Raw genomic sequence first — 17,023 nt, 5'->3', positions numbered from 1 at the left:
TCATCGATAATTTATTCGATTATCTCTAATACTAAATTCAGTGATCCGTGCCAGAGCATCGTCACTCGACCGTATGGCCACTGAGAATTTCGATAGGATGACATGCCATGGCCTCTTCACCGCGGCAAGGCATCACAGATGAGGGGCGATCAAGTTCATCGATCGCCCGTGCTGAAGTCAAATCGAGCGGCCAATCAAACCATGGCGGCGGCAAGATTGCAATTGTCCATTGAGGAGAATGATGCAAATCATGGGAGAAAAGACCTTGAAATTCATCGTCAGCACATCCCGTCTGCATCATCGACCTTTCTGGACAATCGACATAAAATATTGATCTTTGGGATATTGCGCGATTCTGTTTTCAAAATTCAACGTGTGCGCAACATGGTGGTATCGCGAGCCGATTGAACGGCCGGGAAGTTCAGCCATTCGTTCGGCGGCCAGACGGGATCAGACAGGCTTGCCGTCCTCGCCACGGATCCGAAACGTTCGGATATCTCGGCTGAACTGATTGCCGCTCTAGGTGAACGTGTCGGCACCGGCGAAGCCGAAAACGGAGGTGTAGTTGAAGGATCGATTGCCGCTGAAGGTGAGCGGGAGTTTAAGAGTAGCCAGGCACTTCAGTGGGGGAAGCTTGGGGAATTCAGTGAAGATGGGACCTGGTCGCTGGCCTCGATAAATTTTCCAGGCCCCCCTCCTTAATCCTCTTCAGGTGCATGGCCACCGACCGCCCTATAATCGCTCCGCCCGGGCCTTAACCTCCGGACGGGGCGTCGAGAATCAGGGACGAATCCCCGGTTCAGAATGTGGCGAGGTTAAGGCACGTGATTAATTGAGCGTTCCGCGGAGGTCGGGGCCGGGCAAGCGGCGTGGGCGGGGTCGCCGAGAACCGAGCCGGCCGCCCCCATCCGTCGAAGGCGTCGCCGGAGTCAAGCCCCCAGAGCATCTCTCACTCGAGGGCCTGGAGGACTTTATTTTGGCCGGACTTGTTGGCCTTGGTCACGATCGCTTCTCTCCAAAAATCTCGATCTCCTGCTCCACGCCCCCGGGGAACCGGGCCCGGATCGAGAGCTCTCCGCCCATCGCCTCGACCATCTTCGCCAGCGTGCTGACCAGGACATCGCCCCGGCTTTCGATCCGCGAGACGTTCGCTTGCTTCATCCCCGCCCGTTCCGCAAGCTCGATCTGAGAGAGCCCCTGGCGTTGGCGAAGTTCCGCCAAGCGTACCGCGTCAGGGGGCACCGATCGGCCTCCTGTCTCGATCAGCTCGACGGCCCGATCCGTCGCCTCTCGCGCGTTGGAGTAGACCTCGTCCGGACCCATGCCAAACTCATCGTCACCCGGCGTGGAGACGCCGAAACCCCGATCCGGTCTCCACTCGATCGCGAGATGAGGCAACCCCTCACCCCGTTGCGCGAACAGGAACCACGGCCCCTTCTCGTTGGCCGGCTCGTCCAGGTTGATCGGCAGATTGGGGAATCGTTTGGCCAACTCATCGTGGATTCGTTCGATCTGGTTCATGGCCTAATCTCCTGGCCGTCAGCCCCGGCTTTGGCGAAGATCGCCTTGCCGAACTGAAGCTGGATCGCGATCGCGCCGTTGTCACCGATCAGGATGCTGTGCCCCTTGCTGACGAACCGCTTGACGTCGTCTCGACCGCTCTTGAACAGCAAGGACATGCATTGTGCCACTGGCCTGAGTAATGTTAGATCGTCGAAACGAACGTTTCGTCTCGAGATTTCAACCCGTTCTCACGCACGGACTGGGCTGCCCCGGCGACTCGATCCCGCCTTTGGCCGGATTCGCACTCCGGCTACCCGGCTGCCGGTCGTAGGGAACTACTGCGGAAAAGCGGGGCCATCTGGCGCTCGCGCAGTAGTCGACACCACGGAAGGACCATGGTTGAACTGATTGACCCCACCCGGGGGTCGCCAGGGGCATGACGGCTGTGGACTCCTCCGGCAAACCATCACAGTCTTACGTGCGGGCCGGACACCCACCCAGATTCGCCAGGTGGTGCAGCCCCAGGCGGTCGGCCACCTCACGCAATCGCTGCCGACTCGAGGCGAAGTACCGCCCCAGCAACCGGCCACGACTCAACTTCAACAGCCGCGCCGACCACGACTCGCCATCGCTCCCCAATCGAGCGAACACCCCGGCCAGCTCGCCCGAGATCGACGCCTTGCCTTCCCGGAACAGCCGGCCCGTGTATTCGACGAGTAACAGATAGTTCCCCAGTGTGAAGCCCTCGACCATCCCCTCACGCGTCGAGTCCAAGCCGCGGCGATCCTCGATCGGACAAAGCCAGAGTGACTCCTCCAGGCCGGAAGATACCGCCTGAGCGGCCACGCTCCCCGATTCGGCGGCCTTGAGCGTCTCGACACACCCCTGTTCCTCGACGTGCTCGACCCGCTGCTTGATCGAGGTGTGCTCACCCGCCTCCGGCGCCGCCACGATGCCCGTAGCGACCGGGTTCAGGTCGATGTACGCGCAGGTCGCCAGCAGCGCCTCTTCATCGAGGATCGCCACGCTCTTATACCGCCCCTCGAAGAATGCTCCCCGCGCCCCTTCCTCGCGATTGACCAGGCGTGCCAGCGGTTCCTTGAGGCACTTCATGAACCAACTCAAGCTCTGCAAACGCTGGCGTGCGGTGGCCACCCAGCCTTCATCCTTGAGCCGTCCCTCGACCCAGTTCTGGGAGACTTCAAGTGGCAGTCGCATTTGATCGCGTGGGGGAAAGAGCCGCCCCCAGCGACGGACGACCTCTTCGTCGGACCAGGTACCGGCGCGTTGCGGGTCGAGTCGGACCAGGACGTGGAGGTGGTTGTCGAGCACGGCGAACCCGCCGACGGCGATGGAGAAAAGGCCGGTCAACTCCTGGAGCCGGCTTTCGATCCACTGCTTGCGGTCCGAGCCGCCTTCACCGAGCAAGAAGGCGCGTCGGACGCATCGCGTGACGCAGTGATACCAACGTGTGACGTCGGGGTCGACGAGATGGGCGCGAGCGATCGTCATGGTTGAGTCTCCTAGGTGAATCGGAGAAATCTACCAGATTCTGATGCCAGGATCCCGAGTGCAATGCATGTCCTTGCTCCCCGAAGCTGGGTGCCCACTCGCTCGGCTTGACGGATTGCCCAGGCTCCCCGTCTTATCCTCTTTAGGTGCCTGGCTACTTGTCCACTTCCCTTTTCTTCCCCTGGAGGGTAGACGGGGTTGGTGGTTTTGTCCGTGTAAGGAAACCGGCTATTCTTGCCCCGGAATTTCCGCTTCCGGCAACGATGTCGACGAAAGTAGCCAGGCCAACGCTTCGGCTGACGCTTGACGGAATGCAACGCCTTCGGAAGCATTGGCGAATAGCTTTCTACTTTCGACAATAGCCTCACGAATCAGAAGCAGTTCCGTACGACACTTTCCCCTCCACACAAGGCAGGCTTCCCTCCCTTCAGGCGAAATTGCACCGCAATCATCCTGCTCTACATACGATCTAAGGCCATTCCGATTTGCCTCTTCAAGGAAATCAATCTTGACCTTCACTTCTTGAGTTTGGCGATCTAAAGGTGGCAATGGAAACGGCCACCAAATTTTAACTTCTTCATTTTTCATGATTAACCACCAATCAATTCGGCAACGACATCAAACACTCCTTGTTGGCCAGCACGTGGGACCAACCTGACATTCCACTTCCCGCCGAGAGCTTTGCCAAGCATTTCTCCAGCGTTGCCGAGATCGAAAGTTCCTGCCCGGACTGAGGCTTCAAATTCGGCTGAGGCAAGGCCGGTTATTCGAGTGAAGGAACCAGGACCACCAGCGAGTTGTTGAACTTCACGGAGGCGAACGGCTGTGCGAGGAATATTGTCAGTCCATCCGATGCTCAAAGTCTTATCACCATCGAGCAGGCGAGCTTCGAAGCGAGGGAGTCCATCCTCGGCATTGCGAACGAAGTCTCGTCCAACTTTTCCAACTCCAATGCGTTCGACAGGCTCGATTGTTAGGCCGGACGAAACGTTGTTTGGAGCATGAACGCCTCTCCCGCTTTCTGTTGCGGCCGCAATCTCTTCGGCCAGCTTCCCCTTTTGAATCTCTCTGATTTGGGCGACCAGCTTTTGGTAGAAGACGTCACCCTGGCCTGCGATTCCGGAGCTGGCGTAGACGGAGCCGCCTCTCTGCAATTCCTTGGCTGTTTCTGAGAACGCTTTGCCAACGACAGTGGCGCCCGTGTTCGCCCCTGTCAAAGCCTTACTCATAGCCACAGGAGCGTACTTGCCCGTTACCGCATCGAAGATCATACCACCAGCGAAACTCACGACCAAGTCATTCTGTTGGATCGCACTGAGTTTGCTAAAGTCCTCATATTTCATGTAGACCGCTTCGCCAACCCCGGCCGGGTCGGTGAGGATCACATAAACCCCGTTCGTCACGCCTTGGAGCGCGGTGATGGGATGGAGCAAGGAGTTGATCGTGGCCGTCGCCGAGTCGTAGACGCCTTGAACCGCGGGCTTGACCAGACGGTTGATCACGATGTTCACCGGGTTGCGCCGACGCTCTGCATCGACCCGGTCCTGCCAGGTCTTGGCCTGCTCCTTGTCGGCCATGGCATCCTTGAAGACCAGATCGTTGACCCACGTCTTGACGTCAATCCAGAGTCCTCCCAGGAAGCCGGGATTCGGAGCCGCCTTCATCGACGGTCCGTCCTCCGGTTCCAAGCTCTGCGTACCGCTAGACTCGCCCGAGGGATTCCCCATTGCAGAGGACGTCGAGAGGCTGTATGAGCCTTCCGAACTGCCGTTTACGAACGAAGATGGGGGGGCCCACCTGTGATCCCCAGAGCCCCGAAAACGGCCTGCATGCCGTTTTGAAGCGGAGCCGCTTGGAACGCCACGGCGAGACCGGGTGTCAGCGTCCCGGATTGCGTTGTCATGGGGCCGCCGCTGAACGTCGCGCTGTCGGATCCATCCGCCGGATCGCTCACGACCGTCGTCAGCGAGGAATCATCGGCCGTGGTCACCTCGAAGTTCGACCCGGAGTCGCTCCCTGAGAGGGTTCCGGTATCCGACATCAGGACGGTCGTGCTGACATGCTCCTGGAAGTCGTCCGTAGTGCCGGCCATCGAATCCATCTCGTGGCTCGTGAGCGTGCCTGAATCCTGAGTATTGAGACAGACCTGGTCGGTGCCAGCGCCGTCCGTCTCGAGTTCAACAGTGTCCTGGCGGCTGTTGGTCCAGTTCTCGTTTTTGTCCAAAGTCGAGACGTCGGTACCGCTGAGCACTCCCGTGGAATCGATGGTCATGCTTGAGAGGTCGTGGAGGGCGAAACTGCTCGTCGTACCGCCGCTCTGGACGAAGCTGCCCGATCCAGCATGGTTGTTTTCACCTGCGCTGATTCCGGCAAATGTGTAAGAGCCCTGAATCGACTGATTGAATGTATCGGAACCGGTTTGGTCGAGGCTCGTGGTCATGCTTCCCGTGACCACCCCGTCGTCGTCGTTGCTCTCGTATTGCGATGTTTCGATCCAGGTGCCATTCGAGATTTCATTGATGGTGAATACCCCAGAAACGTTCTCCGTGCCGTTATCCGTAGGGGATGAGAATTCGAAACTGCCGTTCTCAGTCGCACTTGAAGATTCGATCTTCGACACGGAGTGACTCTCGGTGCTCGCGCTGCTCGTCATGCCGTCCTGGTCACTATCGACCTGCTGGCTCTGATCGTCGTATTGATCGCTTGAACTGCTGTCCCAGGCTGTGTTCAGCGTGAGTGCGAACGTGGGAGTGGCCACGATGCCTGTCGTCTGCTCATGGTGGCTCGTGTCGCTCAAGCCACTGTCGCTGCTACTGATGCTGCGGCTCGCCGAGACCATCTCTCCATGGGCCAAGACGGTCTCGGTCGCGGATTGGTTATCGGATTGACCGCTCGATGTCTTCTCCTCAGTGAACGTGCGAGTGGAGGAATTCAGGCTTGAGCCGTCCGACGACGAGGCCGAAGACGATTTGGTCCCCTGCTCGGACGAGGAGGAGGAGTTTGATCCACTGTCGGAGTGCCTTGTGGTCGTGGTCGCGGAGACGATCTCACCGTCCGAAATCACTTCGTCGTTAGATGAATTGTTGTCGTGTTGATTCGTAAATAAATCGAGGCGATTGTAGAAATCGGAAATAGTTTCTGTTGCCAGGCCGTACTTCGAAACCGTAGACAACTGGCTGGTCCACTGGTCGTGAAACGACGAAGAATCCGAGCCGCTGTCGGAGTGACTGGCGCTTCTCGTGACGGAGACGACTTCGGCATTATGTTTCGTCACAGTTTCCGACGTTTCGTCGCTGAATTCGTTGTTGGAGGTTTCCTTGTGGTCGGAATTGCCCGAGTCGACGTTTGTTTCCTGGCCGTTCCCCAACATGAATAACGTTAAATTTGCATATTGATTGCATGAATTGGTCGTATTCGAGCCGCTGTCCGTGTGCGAGGAACTGACTGAGCTGTCAGTCTCATAGTTGCTGTCTGTACTCGTGGCCGCCGAGCTCTCGTTGGTAAAACTCTCCGTGGAGCGATCGTTCTCGGTGAAATTCCTCGTGGCTCTATCGCTGCTGAAATCCCCCGTCAAGGGGTCGGTCAACATCGTGCTCGTCGTCTCGGTTCCCCTGGAGACGTACGACGCTTTGCCTTCACCCTCGTCGGTGTGCGTCGACGACGAACTCGACCCTTCCTCGGTGGCGTTGCTCGTCCGCCGGTTTGTGTAGCTGTCGCGGTAGCTCACGCGGAGGTTGGAGGTGCCCGAACCGCCCAGGTTGCTGATGTCCCCGGTCATCGGGTTCTCTGATGTTGAGCCATAGCGATGGCTAATCTGATCGCCCCGCGACTGGCTGTCCGAGCCGCCGCTGGTCTGCGAGGAATCGTTGGAATAGCTCCCCGAGCCGTTGGTTGACGACGAGTCGGTCGAATTCTTGTTGGCGAAGGTCGCGGCGATGGCTTGATCCTGGACGTAATTCTCAATCCCGATATCCCAGATCGTGTCCCCGGTATTGGGGTCGGTCGCCGTCATCGAGAATGTCAGCTTTCCTTGGACGTTCGCGGACCAGCCCTCCTCGCCCTGGTCGGTGTGCTCGTTATGGGATTGGCTCGTCGACCCGCCTTGACCGTCGTTGGTCGAGCTGCTCGAGCTCTTGTTGTTGTATCGGTCCGAGTATTCTTTGTGGACATGATACTTTTCCGAGCCGTCGTACTGCGAATTCCGCCCCGTCCATTCGTCGACGGTCGTCGCGCCGAACAGGTCGGTCCCCCTGATGTCGGTGATCGAGACGTCGTCGCCGTAGTCGGAGTGGGTCGTACCCGACGAGCTGGTGGTTACGTTGGAGGAGGTCTGCGAGCCGCTGCTGGAGCGATCCGTGTAGTGGTAGGACCAGCCGCTGCTCTGCGTGACATCTTCCGTACCGTCGACGTATTGAGCGTTCTGGCCCCAGTCGTAGGAGGAGCCGAAGGGCACCCCTTTCCGCGTGCTGGACGAGGCTCCGCCGCGTTCGCCGCCAGACTTGGCGGTGGCCGCGGTGGTGCGGTTGGTGATGCCGTCGCTCGTCGAGCCGTTGTCGGAGTTCGAACGACTGTATTGGTCGTTGGACCACTGGTTGGTCGCGTAGGTCTCGGTCCCCCCGGCGGAGAGGGACCGCTCCCCGCTGTTGTCGTCGCTGTAGACTGACGAACCGGTGGACGACGAGGTCGAGTCCCAGGTGTCGTTCCAGTGGCCCTGGTTGTCGGACCCGCCGCTGCCGGAACTGTTGCTGTCGTCGGTGCGCGAGGTCTGGCCGGTGCGGGTGTAACTGCCCGAACCCTGTTGGGTCGACTGCGTGTGGGTCTGGATGTAGGAGGCGAACGATTCGTAGTGGCTGTCGCTGGATCCGCTGTGGGAGCTGGTGCCGTCCTCGTAGTTGTAGCTGGCCTGGGACTGGTAGTGCGACGACCAGGAGGAGGTCGAGTGCTGCTCGAAGTCGTCGGAGCCGATCGCGGAGGAGGAACTGGTGTGGCTGTCGACGCTGAAGGACCCCTCGGACTGGGCGTCGTAACTGGAACTCGAGCCGTCGCTGGACCAGTTCCAGGAGCTCGAGGAGTGGCCTTCGACGGTGTCGGTCGAGACGGTGTTGGTCAGGCTTTCGCTTCCCGACCAGCCGCCACTGCCCCAGGAGTAACTCCAGGTCCAGGTCGTGGAATTGCCGTTGCCATCGTCGTAGGAGTAGGAGCCGGACGGGTTGCCCCACCACCCCCAACCGCCCCAGCCCCAGCCGTAATCGTAGCCGTAGCCGTAGCCGTACCCGCCCCAGCCGCCGAAGCCATAGCCGAGGCCGTAGCCGAAGCCGTAGTAGCCGCCCCAGCCGTAGCCCCAGCCGAAGCCTCCCCAACTGGAGTAGCCCCCCAGGCCGTAGGAGCCGCCTCGGAACGAGGCTTGCGTCGGTACGACGTTGTTCGATCCGAAGTAAGAGGCGGCCTGGGAACCGGTGCCGTGGAACTCCGCGGCGTACTGGCCCGGCCCCTCGAGTCCCGGCCCGGAGAAGGTCGGCGCGAAGTTGTCGGAGATCCCACCATCGGGGTCGCCGTTGTTCTCCTCTTCACTGTCCCACGGGTTGCCGGTGCTGGTGACCGCGCCATAACCGACCGAGGCGGTTTGCCCCGTGCCGTGGAACCCGACGCCGCCGGCGAGCAGGCCCCCCGGCGCGTGCGGGGTGACGGTGATCGTCACCGTGGTGGTCTGGCTGGCGTCCGTCCCGTTCCCGGCCTGATAGGTGAAGTGGTCGTCGCCGACGTAGGTCGGGTCGGGCGAGTATGAGAACAATCCATCGGCATGGAGGACCAGCGTGCCGTGCTGGGTGGTCTGCACCAGCGTCGCGGTCAGCGTCAGGCCGCCCGGATCGCTGTCGTTGCCCAAGACTCCCTGGCCGATCGGAGTGAGCAGGGTCTGTCCCGGGGCGATCTCGTAACCGTCACTTCCGGCCTGTGGCTTCGTGTCGGCCGGTTCGGTTCCGCCTCCTCCGCCACTGTCGCCTCCCCAAGCGTCCTCGGAGACGTTGATCCAGGTGGAGGTGGGGTCGCTGGTGTTCAGGCCGTCGCTGACCGTGTAGGAGAAGCTGTCGTTGCCGGTGAACCCGGCGGCGGGTGTATAAGTGAACGAGCCGTCGGGGTTGAGCGTCAGCGTCCCATGGGCCGGATTCGTGACGAGCGTCGCCGTCATCTCGTATCCGTAGGGATCGCTGGCGAAGGAGAGCACGCCGTTGGCGGCCGTCGTGGTCAGGGTCTCGCCGGGCTTGACCGCGAAGCCGTCGCCCCCATAGCCGGCGTACGGCGGCTCGTCGACGACGTAGAAGGAAACCGTTGCTGGGGCGCTGGCGTTCAGGCTATCGCTGACCGTGTAGGTGAAGGTGTCGGAGCCGGTGAACCCGGCGGCGGGCGTATAGGTGAACGAGCCGTCGGCGTTGAGCGTCAGCGTCCCGTGGGACGGTGACGAGACCAAGGCCGCCGTGAGCTGATATCCATATGGGTCGGTGGCGCGGGCGAGGAGGCCCTTGTCGGCGGTCAGGCCGAGGGGCCGGTCGGGCGGAATCGTATACGAGAGGTTCTGGACCGTGGGGGGCAAGTCGGTGACGGTGATCGTGACGGTGGTGGCGGCGGTGGCCTGAAGGCCATCGCTGACGGTGTAGCTGAACGTGTCAGTACCGGCGTAGCCAGAAGCGGGGGTGTAGGTGAAGGAGCCGTTGGCGCTGAAGGCGAGCGTGCCGTGCTGCGTCGTGGCGACGAGCGTGGCGGTGAGCGTGTCGCCATCGGCGTCGGTATCGTTGAGCAGGACGCCGCGGTATGTGGCGTCGAGGGTGTGGTCGCGTGGCAGGGAATAGCGATCGGAGCGTGCAACAGGCGCCTGCTCGGTCACGACGATCGTCACCGCGGTCACATCGCCGACAAGGAGGCCGTCGCTGGGCCGGTAGGTAAATGTGTCGGTCCCGACGTAGCCGGTGGCCGGCGTATAAGTGAACGTGCCACTGGCGTCGAGGGTGAGGGTGCCGTGCTGGGTCGAGGTCACGAGCACGGCCGAAAGCCCGTCACCGTCGGCGTCGGTGTCGTTCCCCAAGACGCCGCCGCTGTCGGCGGGAAGGGCGAGCGTGCGGTCGTGGCCGACCGTGTAGCCGTCGATGACGGGCGTCGGGACCTGCTCGATGACCTGGATCGTCACGATTGCCGGGACACTGGTCGCCGTTCCGTTCGTGACCTTGTAGGTGAACGCGTCGGTGCCGACATAGTTGGCGGCCGGTATGTAGGTGAACGAGCCGTCGGCCCCGAGGGTGAGGGTGCCGTGCTGGGTCGAGGTCACGAGCACGGCCGTCAGGGGGTGATTGTCGGGGTCGGTGTCGTTGAACAAGACGCCGCTCAGGCCACCCCGACCGTGAGCGTGTGGTCGTGGGAAATCGTGTAGAGATCGTCTCGGGCGATGGGTGCCAACACCGTCACGGCGATGGAGACGGTCGTGATGGCACCGTCCAGGGTGCCGTCATTGGCCTTGTAGGTGAAGCTGTCGGGTCCCCAATAGCCGGCCTCCGGCGTGTAGGTGAACGAGCCGTTGGAGTTGAGGCTGAGCGTGCCGTGCTGCACGGTTGCCACCAGGATGGCCGTCAATGGATCGCGCTCGGCGTCGTTGTCGTTGGCGAGCACGCCGGTTCCGTTCACTACTAAGGCATGGTCATGCGCGATGGTGTAACTGTCGCTCCGCGAGACCGGGGCATGCTCCATCACGTGGATCGTCGCGGTGGCCACCGCGCTATCGTTGAGTCCGTCGTTGGCCTTGTAGGTGAAGCTGTCGTCGCCGACGAAGGTGGCCGTCGGCGTGTAGGTGAAGGAACCGTCGGCGTTGAAGCTCAGTGACCCATGGTACGGGCCGGCGATCAGCGTACCAGTCAAGAGATCGTGGAAGGCCTGGTCGTCGTTGGCGAGCACGCCGGCCCCCGCCGACACGGTCAGGACGCGGTCGTGTCCCACGTTGTACTCATCATCGACGGAGGTCGGCGCCTGGTCGCTCACGGTGAGGGTGACGGTCGCGACACCGCTGGCCTGAAGGCCGTCGCTGGCCTGATACGTGAATGTGTCGGTGCCCGTATAGCCGGCGTTGGGCGTGTACGTGAACGTCCCGTTGGCGTTCAAGGCGAGCGTGCCGTGCTGCACGGTCGCCACTAGCACCGCGGTCAGCAAGTCGCCGTCGGCGTCCGAATCGTTCAGAAGCACACCGCTGGGGATGGGAGGGCCGTAGTCGCCGGTGTCGACAGCCGTGATCGTCAGCGTGTCGTCGTGACGTAGCGAGTAGCGATCGCCGACCGCGACCGGGGCGTTCTCGGTGACGGAGATCGTGGCGGTGGCCACCTCGCTGTCGGCGAGGCCGTCGTTGGCGCGGTAGGTGAATGAGTCGACGCCGATGTAGCCGGCGTTGGGCGTGTAGGTGAAGGTCCCATCACCGTTGAATCCGAGGGTGCCATGTCCCGGCCCGGAAACCAGCGTGGCGGTTAATTCGCGTCCTGCTGGAGTCGAGTCGTTGTCGAGGACACCCCGCCTGCTACCGGTGAAACCGCCGAATTGGGAGGCGAGAGGTGACGTATCGAGCGAGTGGTCGTGGCCAATGGTGTACGAGTCGTTGGCAGCGATTGGAACGTTCCCGACACGCTCGAGGAGCATGGCGTCGGCAATGACATAACCATCGGCCAAGTCCGTCAGCCGGACCGAGAGGCTGTTGCCGGTGACCGTGTAGATCCCCAACCCACGCCACGACGCTCCGGAATCGCTGAAGTCACCGGGGGCCAACCGCTGATTGACCGTCGCGGTCCCCACGGCCGTCGCCCCATCCAGGATGGTATAAGGGGCATTGGTCGCGCGATTGATGAGGGGTTCCCAGGTGGCCGCGACCAGGTATTGCCCCGGAGTCAGGTTCTCGAAGGTCCAGGTTGCGGTGGACGAGCCGTTGGTGCCGGCGGAGGCGCCGTAGCCGAAGTCGTCGCGAAAGCTATAGTTCGAGGCGACGAACACCCAATTCCCGGTCGCGACGAAGCCCGACTCCCCATCGTCGATGACCTTGCCACCCTTCGATGTCGCCCCGGTGACATTGAAGCTGTAGCGACCCTGAACGGCGTCGTCGGTGTCGAAGGCGATCTCACCCGATGCCATGGCAGTGGCCGCACCGTAGCGGATTGCGAAGGTGGTCGAGGCGCCGGGGGCCAGCGTCGTGGCGCCGAAGTTCGCCTCGAGGCTGAACCCCGTCGGTAACGCAATCGGCCCTGTCAGATGCAGATCGGCGGTGCCCGAGTTACGGACGGTGAAGGTCTTGACCAGCGATTGGCCGATCGCAGTCACGCCGAAGTTGGACTTGCCCATCCCATCGGCGACACGGGTCGGGCCGTCGAACACTTCGGCCCGCGCCCCTTCGACCCGCTCAAGGAGCATGGCATCGGCAATGACATAACCATCGGCCAGGTCCGTCAGCCGGACCGAGAGGCTGTCGCCGGTGACCGTGTAGATCCCCAACCCACGCCACGACGCTCCGGAATCGCTGAAGTCGCCGGGGGCCAACCGCTGGTTGACCGTCGCGGTCCCCACGGTCGTCGCCCCATCCAGGATGGTATAAGGCGTCCGGCAGGAATTACTTTACCTGTATATCTGCTGTTTTTGGCTTGATGATAATGTCGTACTTGGGCAGTGCCGTTGAGCGTTGCAGGCGAGCCTCGTACGCTTTCATTTGTTTGGCGGGAACTCGAATACCGTTTGGATAATGGCCATCAAGGCAATAGTGTTCGGCACGAAATTTGCGCCATCTCCACCCAGGCCAATCTTGCCCTCAAGGGCCGAAAACGGGGATTTCGCAAGGACTTTCGGCACAGAATTTGCGCCTTCTCCACTCAAGTGCATCTTGCCGTCATTTTGGCAGGGCCTTGGGAATGGCAAAACGCTCAGCAAAACCTCTGAAACCCCGAGATTTCCAGGGGTTGAAGTACGTCGAGCGGTTACTGCCGCTGCTCGACCAACTCCACGATGTCGGCTGCCAACGCGACAGGTCCGGTAATCGCAGCCTGCATTACGATCAGTATTGCATGCTCGTCTTACTCTTCCTCTTCAACCCAGTCCTCCGTTCCTTGCGATCCTTGCAACAGGCGAGCACACTCAACAACGTGCAGCGCAAGCTCGGCTGCGCCCGGGCCTCGTTGGGGTCGCTCTCCGAGGCCGTCGAGGTCTTCGAACCCGAGCGGCTGCGCGGCATCATCGAGTCCCTCGCCGCCGAAGTGAAGCCCGTCCGCGACGTGCGCGGCGGCCACCTCGCCCATGCCCTGACGGCCGTCGATGGCAGCGTGGTCAAGACGCTCAAGACCATCGCCGAGGCCGCCTTCATGAACGACAAGAACGGCGGCTCTCACAGCGGCTGGCGACTCCACACCCACTTCGCCATCGACCGCCACGTCCCCACCCGGATCGAGGTCAGCGCCGCTGCCAACAGTGGCCATAACGACGAGAAGAACCGACTCCGCGCCGCCTTGCAGTCCGACCACTGCTACGTCCTGGACCGTTGGTATGCCCAGTTCACCCTCTGGAACGACATCGTGGCCGCGGGGAGCAGCTATGTTTGCCGCATCCGCGACAACAGCAACCTCAATGCGGTCATCGAAGAGCGCCCGGTCTCGGCGACAGCCGCGGCTGCCGACGTCCTCCGCGACTTCATCGTGGACCTCGGCGCCGCCAAGAAGCCCGACGAGCGGCCGGCCCATCGGGTGCGGGTGATTCTGGTGAAAACGACGCCCCACACCAAGCGTGGGGGCCGCAAAGGGGGCACGGCCGGTCCTCCCAGCGACGGCGTGCTGCGGATCGCCACGAACCTCCTGGATGTTCCCGCCGAGGTGATCGCTGACATCTACCGACACAGGTGGACAATTGAACTCTTCTTTAGATTTTTCAAGCACGTGCTCGGCTGTCGCCACCTGCTGAGTACGCATCCCAAGGGGATCGAGATCCAGGCGTACTGCGCGATCATCGCGTGTCTGCTGATCAGCCTGTGGACGGGCCGCAAGCCGACGCTCCGGTCTTACGAGATGATCTGTCTGTACTTCGCAGGCTGGGCGAGCCTTGAGGAACTCTTGGACCATATTAGTAAATTAAAATCTGAAGAGACGTAGTGCCCGCGGCTCGACTCCCAAGTCCGCGGTGTTCGCTGCTGCGCGGTGGTTTGTAGTTCACCCGAGTCGTCGGCTCGCCCCAGGTCACCGAGAACGTCCCGCACGCCTCTGCGGGGCGGCCGTGTCGGCCAGGCTTCCTCGCTTCAGGAAGACAGGGAGCTCACGCTCCCCGCTCGCCTGGGAGGCGAGCATGCGCTGGCCTGGTGGCTGGTTTCGCTTGTGCGAAAGGCAAGTGGGGAGCGTGAGCTCCCTGTCCCTCCCCCAGCAAAGCCGAAAGCTCGTGCCCACTGGGGCCGCAGGTCCCCCGCCCGCCCCACAGGGTCGTGTGAAACGCTCTGAGGGGGAGTTCCCCGGGTTGCCGGCTTGCCGTTGCTCGGATCGCCCCCCCCACAGCAAACGGAGTGCCGAACACTATTGCCATCAAGGCATTTCACTGTCGGGTGCCGCCCTCTCCAGGTCATCCGCCTGGCGCATTGGAGAACGACCTCCAAGCTGTTCAGCAAGACTCCGTTCCACTTCTTCTCCAGCGCCGACCAACAACGTTCGATCGGATTGTATTTGCTGTGGTAGGGAGGATAGTACACCAAACGCACCTCCAACCCTGACCAGTCGGCGAACTGCACCATCCGTTTCAAGAATTGGGTCCGCCGCCCGGAGTTCTTCGGCCCGTTGTCCAGGTAGATCACCAGGCGTTTGATCGATCGGTGGGCCCGCTTGACCTGACGCCACCACATCTGCAAGGCATCCACCCAGGCATCGCTGGTCTCGTGCCATCCGAAGATGAGCATCAATGCTCCGGTCGCAACGCTCAGGATGCCGACGGGGACCAATTTCTCCTTCGCCGGGGGGTCATGATCCCAGCCCTTGGCCACCACGCCCTGCGCGTCGGTCCGGGTTTTTCCCCCCACGGACGTAATCGCCCAGGCTCACCTTCGCTTTGGTATCCATGGAGATCTCCAGCACTTCGGGATCGCCACGGACCTCGTCATGCACCTCCTGCACGTGGGCGAAGATCGCGTCGGTCTCCTCGGTCTTCTTTAGTGGCTTGCCCTTCTGGATCCGCTTGAGGCGGTAGTTCATGCGATTGAGGATGTCACGCATCGTGCGCTCGCTGGGCAACTCCGCCTTGGGGTAACCCTGATCGATCAAAGCCTGGCGCACCTCGGCGGCCGACAAATTCGTGTACCGACGTGACGACTGGAGTCCTGGGTCGGCGTAGGTGTGGGGTTCCACGACGGCGCGGATCAGGGCCGCCAGGCGCGGATCCTTCTCCTCGCTTCGCCTTCGACCGCGTGCGGCGAAGTTCTCCAGGCAGCGAACGCCCTGCTGGGACTCGTGCAGTCCCTTCTCGATCGTATCGCGTCCCCAGCCGAAACGTCGTTCGGCCAGTCGGGCACTGCCATGGCAAAGTTTGGTAGTCACCTCGGCCTGGAAGAGCCGGCGCTGATGTCCGGTGAGTCGTCGGGCCCCCGAGCGAAGCAGTGCATCAATGTGGTCGGCGGAGCCTTCCATGTTGAAGAACCTCCGTGCTGGAGAGTTGACAGTCCTGGATGTGTTCCCCTACCGTGCTTTTGCAAGCATAACTCCGAACACGGGTAGATTTCCAGATACCGGTCGCCTAAGGGGCGTTGGTCGCGCGATTGATGAGGGGTTCCCAGGTGGCCGCGACCAGGTATTGCCCCGGAGTCAGGTTATCGAAGGTCCAGGTTGCGGTGGACGAGCCGTTGGTGCCGGCGGAGGCCCCGTAGCGGAAGTCATCGTTAAAGCTATAGCCTGGGGAGGCGATGGGCACCCAATTCCCACTGGCGACAAAGCCGGAGTCCCCATCGTCGATGATCGAGGATGCGAGCAATTGTCGCTGTTCGAGGGATTGGACCGAGGGCAAGTACTTACGCTGGGATCGAATACGGCGAGCCTGGCGGCGTTCGGCGGCGGATCGACGGCGCAGCATTTGGGGGGGGACTCTCGGTGTAGTGAGGGGTCCGCCTCCGGCCCGGGCGGCGCGAGGAATGACACCGGACGAGGCCTGACACGCCCTCATCGATAATTTATTCGATCATATCTAATAATCAATTCAGTGATCCGTGCCAGAGCATCGTCGCTCGACCGTATGGCCACTGAGAATTTCAATAGGATGACATGCCATGGCCTCTTCACCGCGGCAAGGTATCACAGATGAGGGGTGATCAAGTTCATCGATCGCCCGTGCTGAAGTCAAATCGAGCGGCCAATCAAACCATGGCGGCAGCAAGATTGCAATTACCCACTGAGGAAAATGATGCAAATTATGGGAAAAAAGACCTTGAAATTCATCGTTGGCACATCCCATCTGCATCATCGACCTATCTGGTCAATCGATATAAAATATTAATCTTTGGGATATTGCGCGATTCTGTTTTCAAAATCCAACGTGTGCGCAACATGGTAGTATCGCGAGCCGATTGAACGGCCGGAATGTTCAGCCATTCGTTCGGCGGCCAGATGGGATCAGACAGGCTTGCCGTCCTCGCCACGGATCCGAAACGTTCGGATATCTCGGCTGAACTGATCGCCGCTCTAGGTGAACGTGTCGGCACCGGCGAAGCCGGAAGCGGAGGTGTAGTTGAAGGAACGGTTGCCGCTGAAGGTGAGCGGGAGTTTAAGAGTAGCCAGGCACTTCAAGTGGGGGAAGCTTGGGGAATTCAGTGAAGATGGGACCTGGTCGCTGGCCTCGATAAATTTTCCAGGCCCCCCTCCTAACGAGCATCAGTAGCCATGCATTTCAATTGGGAAAATCGGGAAATTTAGCAAAACTGCGAACCCGCCCGCGAGGCTTGGCAGCCCACCTAAGCCTCCGGGCTTGCCCTCTTTAGGTGCATGGC

At 61.2% G+C, this 17,023-nt stretch carries 14 protein-coding genes; 4 read left to right on the top strand and 10 right to left on the bottom strand.

The window, feature by feature from the left end; translation table 11 throughout:
- The first annotated feature begins 102 nt into the window (after positions 1 to 102).
- On the top strand, positions 103 to 408 hold the full coding sequence (locus BUS42_RS42520; protein WP_143206242.1) for a hypothetical protein: 306 nt from the start codon (positions 103 to 105) through the stop codon (positions 406 to 408).
- Positions 409 to 999: 591 nt separating this feature from the next.
- On the opposite strand, the gene BUS42_RS43480 is transcribed toward BUS42_RS42520, so the two are convergent.
- The 7 genes from BUS42_RS43480 to BUS42_RS04315 form a co-directional block, all read right to left on the bottom strand.
- A complete protein-coding gene (locus tag BUS42_RS43480) occupies positions 1,000 to 1,521 on the bottom strand; it encodes a helix-turn-helix domain-containing protein (RefSeq protein WP_159452163.1) in 522 nt (173 codons plus the stop codon).
- Positions 1,518 to 1,679 carry a hypothetical protein gene (locus tag BUS42_RS43475; protein ID WP_159452162.1) on the bottom strand — a complete coding sequence of 54 codons (162 nt, stop codon included), beginning with the start codon at positions 1,677 to 1,679 and terminating at the stop codon, positions 1,518 to 1,520. The genes BUS42_RS43480 and BUS42_RS43475 overlap by 4 nt, the downstream gene beginning before the upstream one ends.
- 298 nt (positions 1,680 to 1,977) lie before the next feature.
- On the bottom strand, positions 1,978 to 3,015 hold the full coding sequence (locus tag BUS42_RS44725) for a transposase (protein ID WP_074305570.1): 1,038 nt from the start codon (positions 3,013 to 3,015) through the stop codon (positions 1,978 to 1,980).
- A 228-nt stretch (positions 3,016 to 3,243) separates the two neighbouring features.
- Positions 3,244 to 3,603, bottom strand: coding sequence for a hypothetical protein (locus BUS42_RS42515; RefSeq protein WP_143206241.1), 360 nt, complete (start codon positions 3,601 to 3,603; stop codon positions 3,244 to 3,246).
- 2 nt (positions 3,604 to 3,605) lie between these two features.
- The gene (locus tag BUS42_RS04325) at positions 3,606 to 4,679 is read right to left on the bottom strand and encodes a hypothetical protein (RefSeq protein WP_074305565.1); all 1,074 of its coding nucleotides are present in this window, start codon (positions 4,677 to 4,679) and stop codon (positions 3,606 to 3,608) included.
- Between the two features lie 107 nt (positions 4,680 to 4,786).
- Positions 4,787 to 10,381: an Ig-like domain-containing protein gene (locus tag BUS42_RS04320; protein ID WP_074305563.1), complete on the bottom strand. Its 5,595-nt coding sequence runs from the start codon at positions 10,379 to 10,381 to the stop codon at positions 4,787 to 4,789.
- Between the two features lie 8 nt (positions 10,382 to 10,389).
- On the bottom strand, positions 10,390 to 12,597 hold the full coding sequence (locus BUS42_RS04315) for an Ig-like domain-containing protein (RefSeq protein ID WP_074305561.1): 2,208 nt from the start codon (positions 12,595 to 12,597) through the stop codon (positions 10,390 to 10,392).
- A gap of 338 nt (positions 12,598 to 12,935) precedes the next feature.
- Here BUS42_RS04315 and BUS42_RS04310 point away from each other — a divergent pair, with 338 nt between their 5' ends.
- Positions 12,936 to 14,162, top strand: a complete 1,227-nt coding sequence (locus BUS42_RS04310; protein ID WP_074305559.1) for an IS4 family transposase — start codon at positions 12,936 to 12,938, stop codon at positions 14,160 to 14,162.
- Positions 14,163 to 14,305: 143 nt separating this feature from the next.
- On the opposite strand, the gene BUS42_RS04305 is transcribed toward BUS42_RS04310, so the two are convergent.
- From BUS42_RS04305 to BUS42_RS04295, 3 genes are all read right to left on the bottom strand, one after another.
- Entirely contained in the window at positions 14,306 to 15,070 is a 765-nt protein-coding gene (locus BUS42_RS04305) for an ISAzo13-like element transposase-related protein (RefSeq protein ID WP_159452161.1), read from the bottom strand.
- Positions 15,012 to 15,674 (bottom strand): ISAzo13-like element transposase-related protein, encoded by a 663-nt coding sequence (locus tag BUS42_RS04300; protein ID WP_074305553.1) that lies wholly within the window; start codon positions 15,672 to 15,674, stop codon positions 15,012 to 15,014. The genes BUS42_RS04305 and BUS42_RS04300 overlap by 59 nt, the downstream gene beginning before the upstream one ends.
- A gap of 106 nt (positions 15,675 to 15,780) precedes the next feature.
- Positions 15,781 to 16,113, bottom strand: a complete 333-nt coding sequence (locus BUS42_RS04295; protein WP_074305551.1) for a hypothetical protein — start codon at positions 16,111 to 16,113, stop codon at positions 15,781 to 15,783.
- Positions 16,114 to 16,367: 254 nt separating this feature from the next.
- On the opposite strand from BUS42_RS04295, the gene BUS42_RS42510 reads away from it, so the two are divergent.
- Both BUS42_RS42510 and BUS42_RS04290 read left to right on the top strand, forming a co-directional pair.
- The gene (locus BUS42_RS42510) at positions 16,368 to 16,607 is read left to right on the top strand and encodes a hypothetical protein (RefSeq protein ID WP_143206240.1); all 240 of its coding nucleotides are present in this window, start codon (positions 16,368 to 16,370) and stop codon (positions 16,605 to 16,607) included.
- 9 nt (positions 16,608 to 16,616) lie between these two features.
- Positions 16,617 to 16,850: a hypothetical protein gene (locus tag BUS42_RS04290; RefSeq protein ID WP_074305550.1), complete on the top strand. Its 234-nt coding sequence runs from the start codon at positions 16,617 to 16,619 to the stop codon at positions 16,848 to 16,850.
- Positions 16,851 to 17,023 lie beyond the last annotated feature (173 nt).

This window comes from Singulisphaera sp. GP187, assembly GCF_900129635.1.
Classification (GTDB): Bacteria; Planctomycetota; Planctomycetia; order Isosphaerales; family Isosphaeraceae; genus Singulisphaera.
This window is presented reverse-complemented; position numbering and strand designations above follow the sequence as displayed.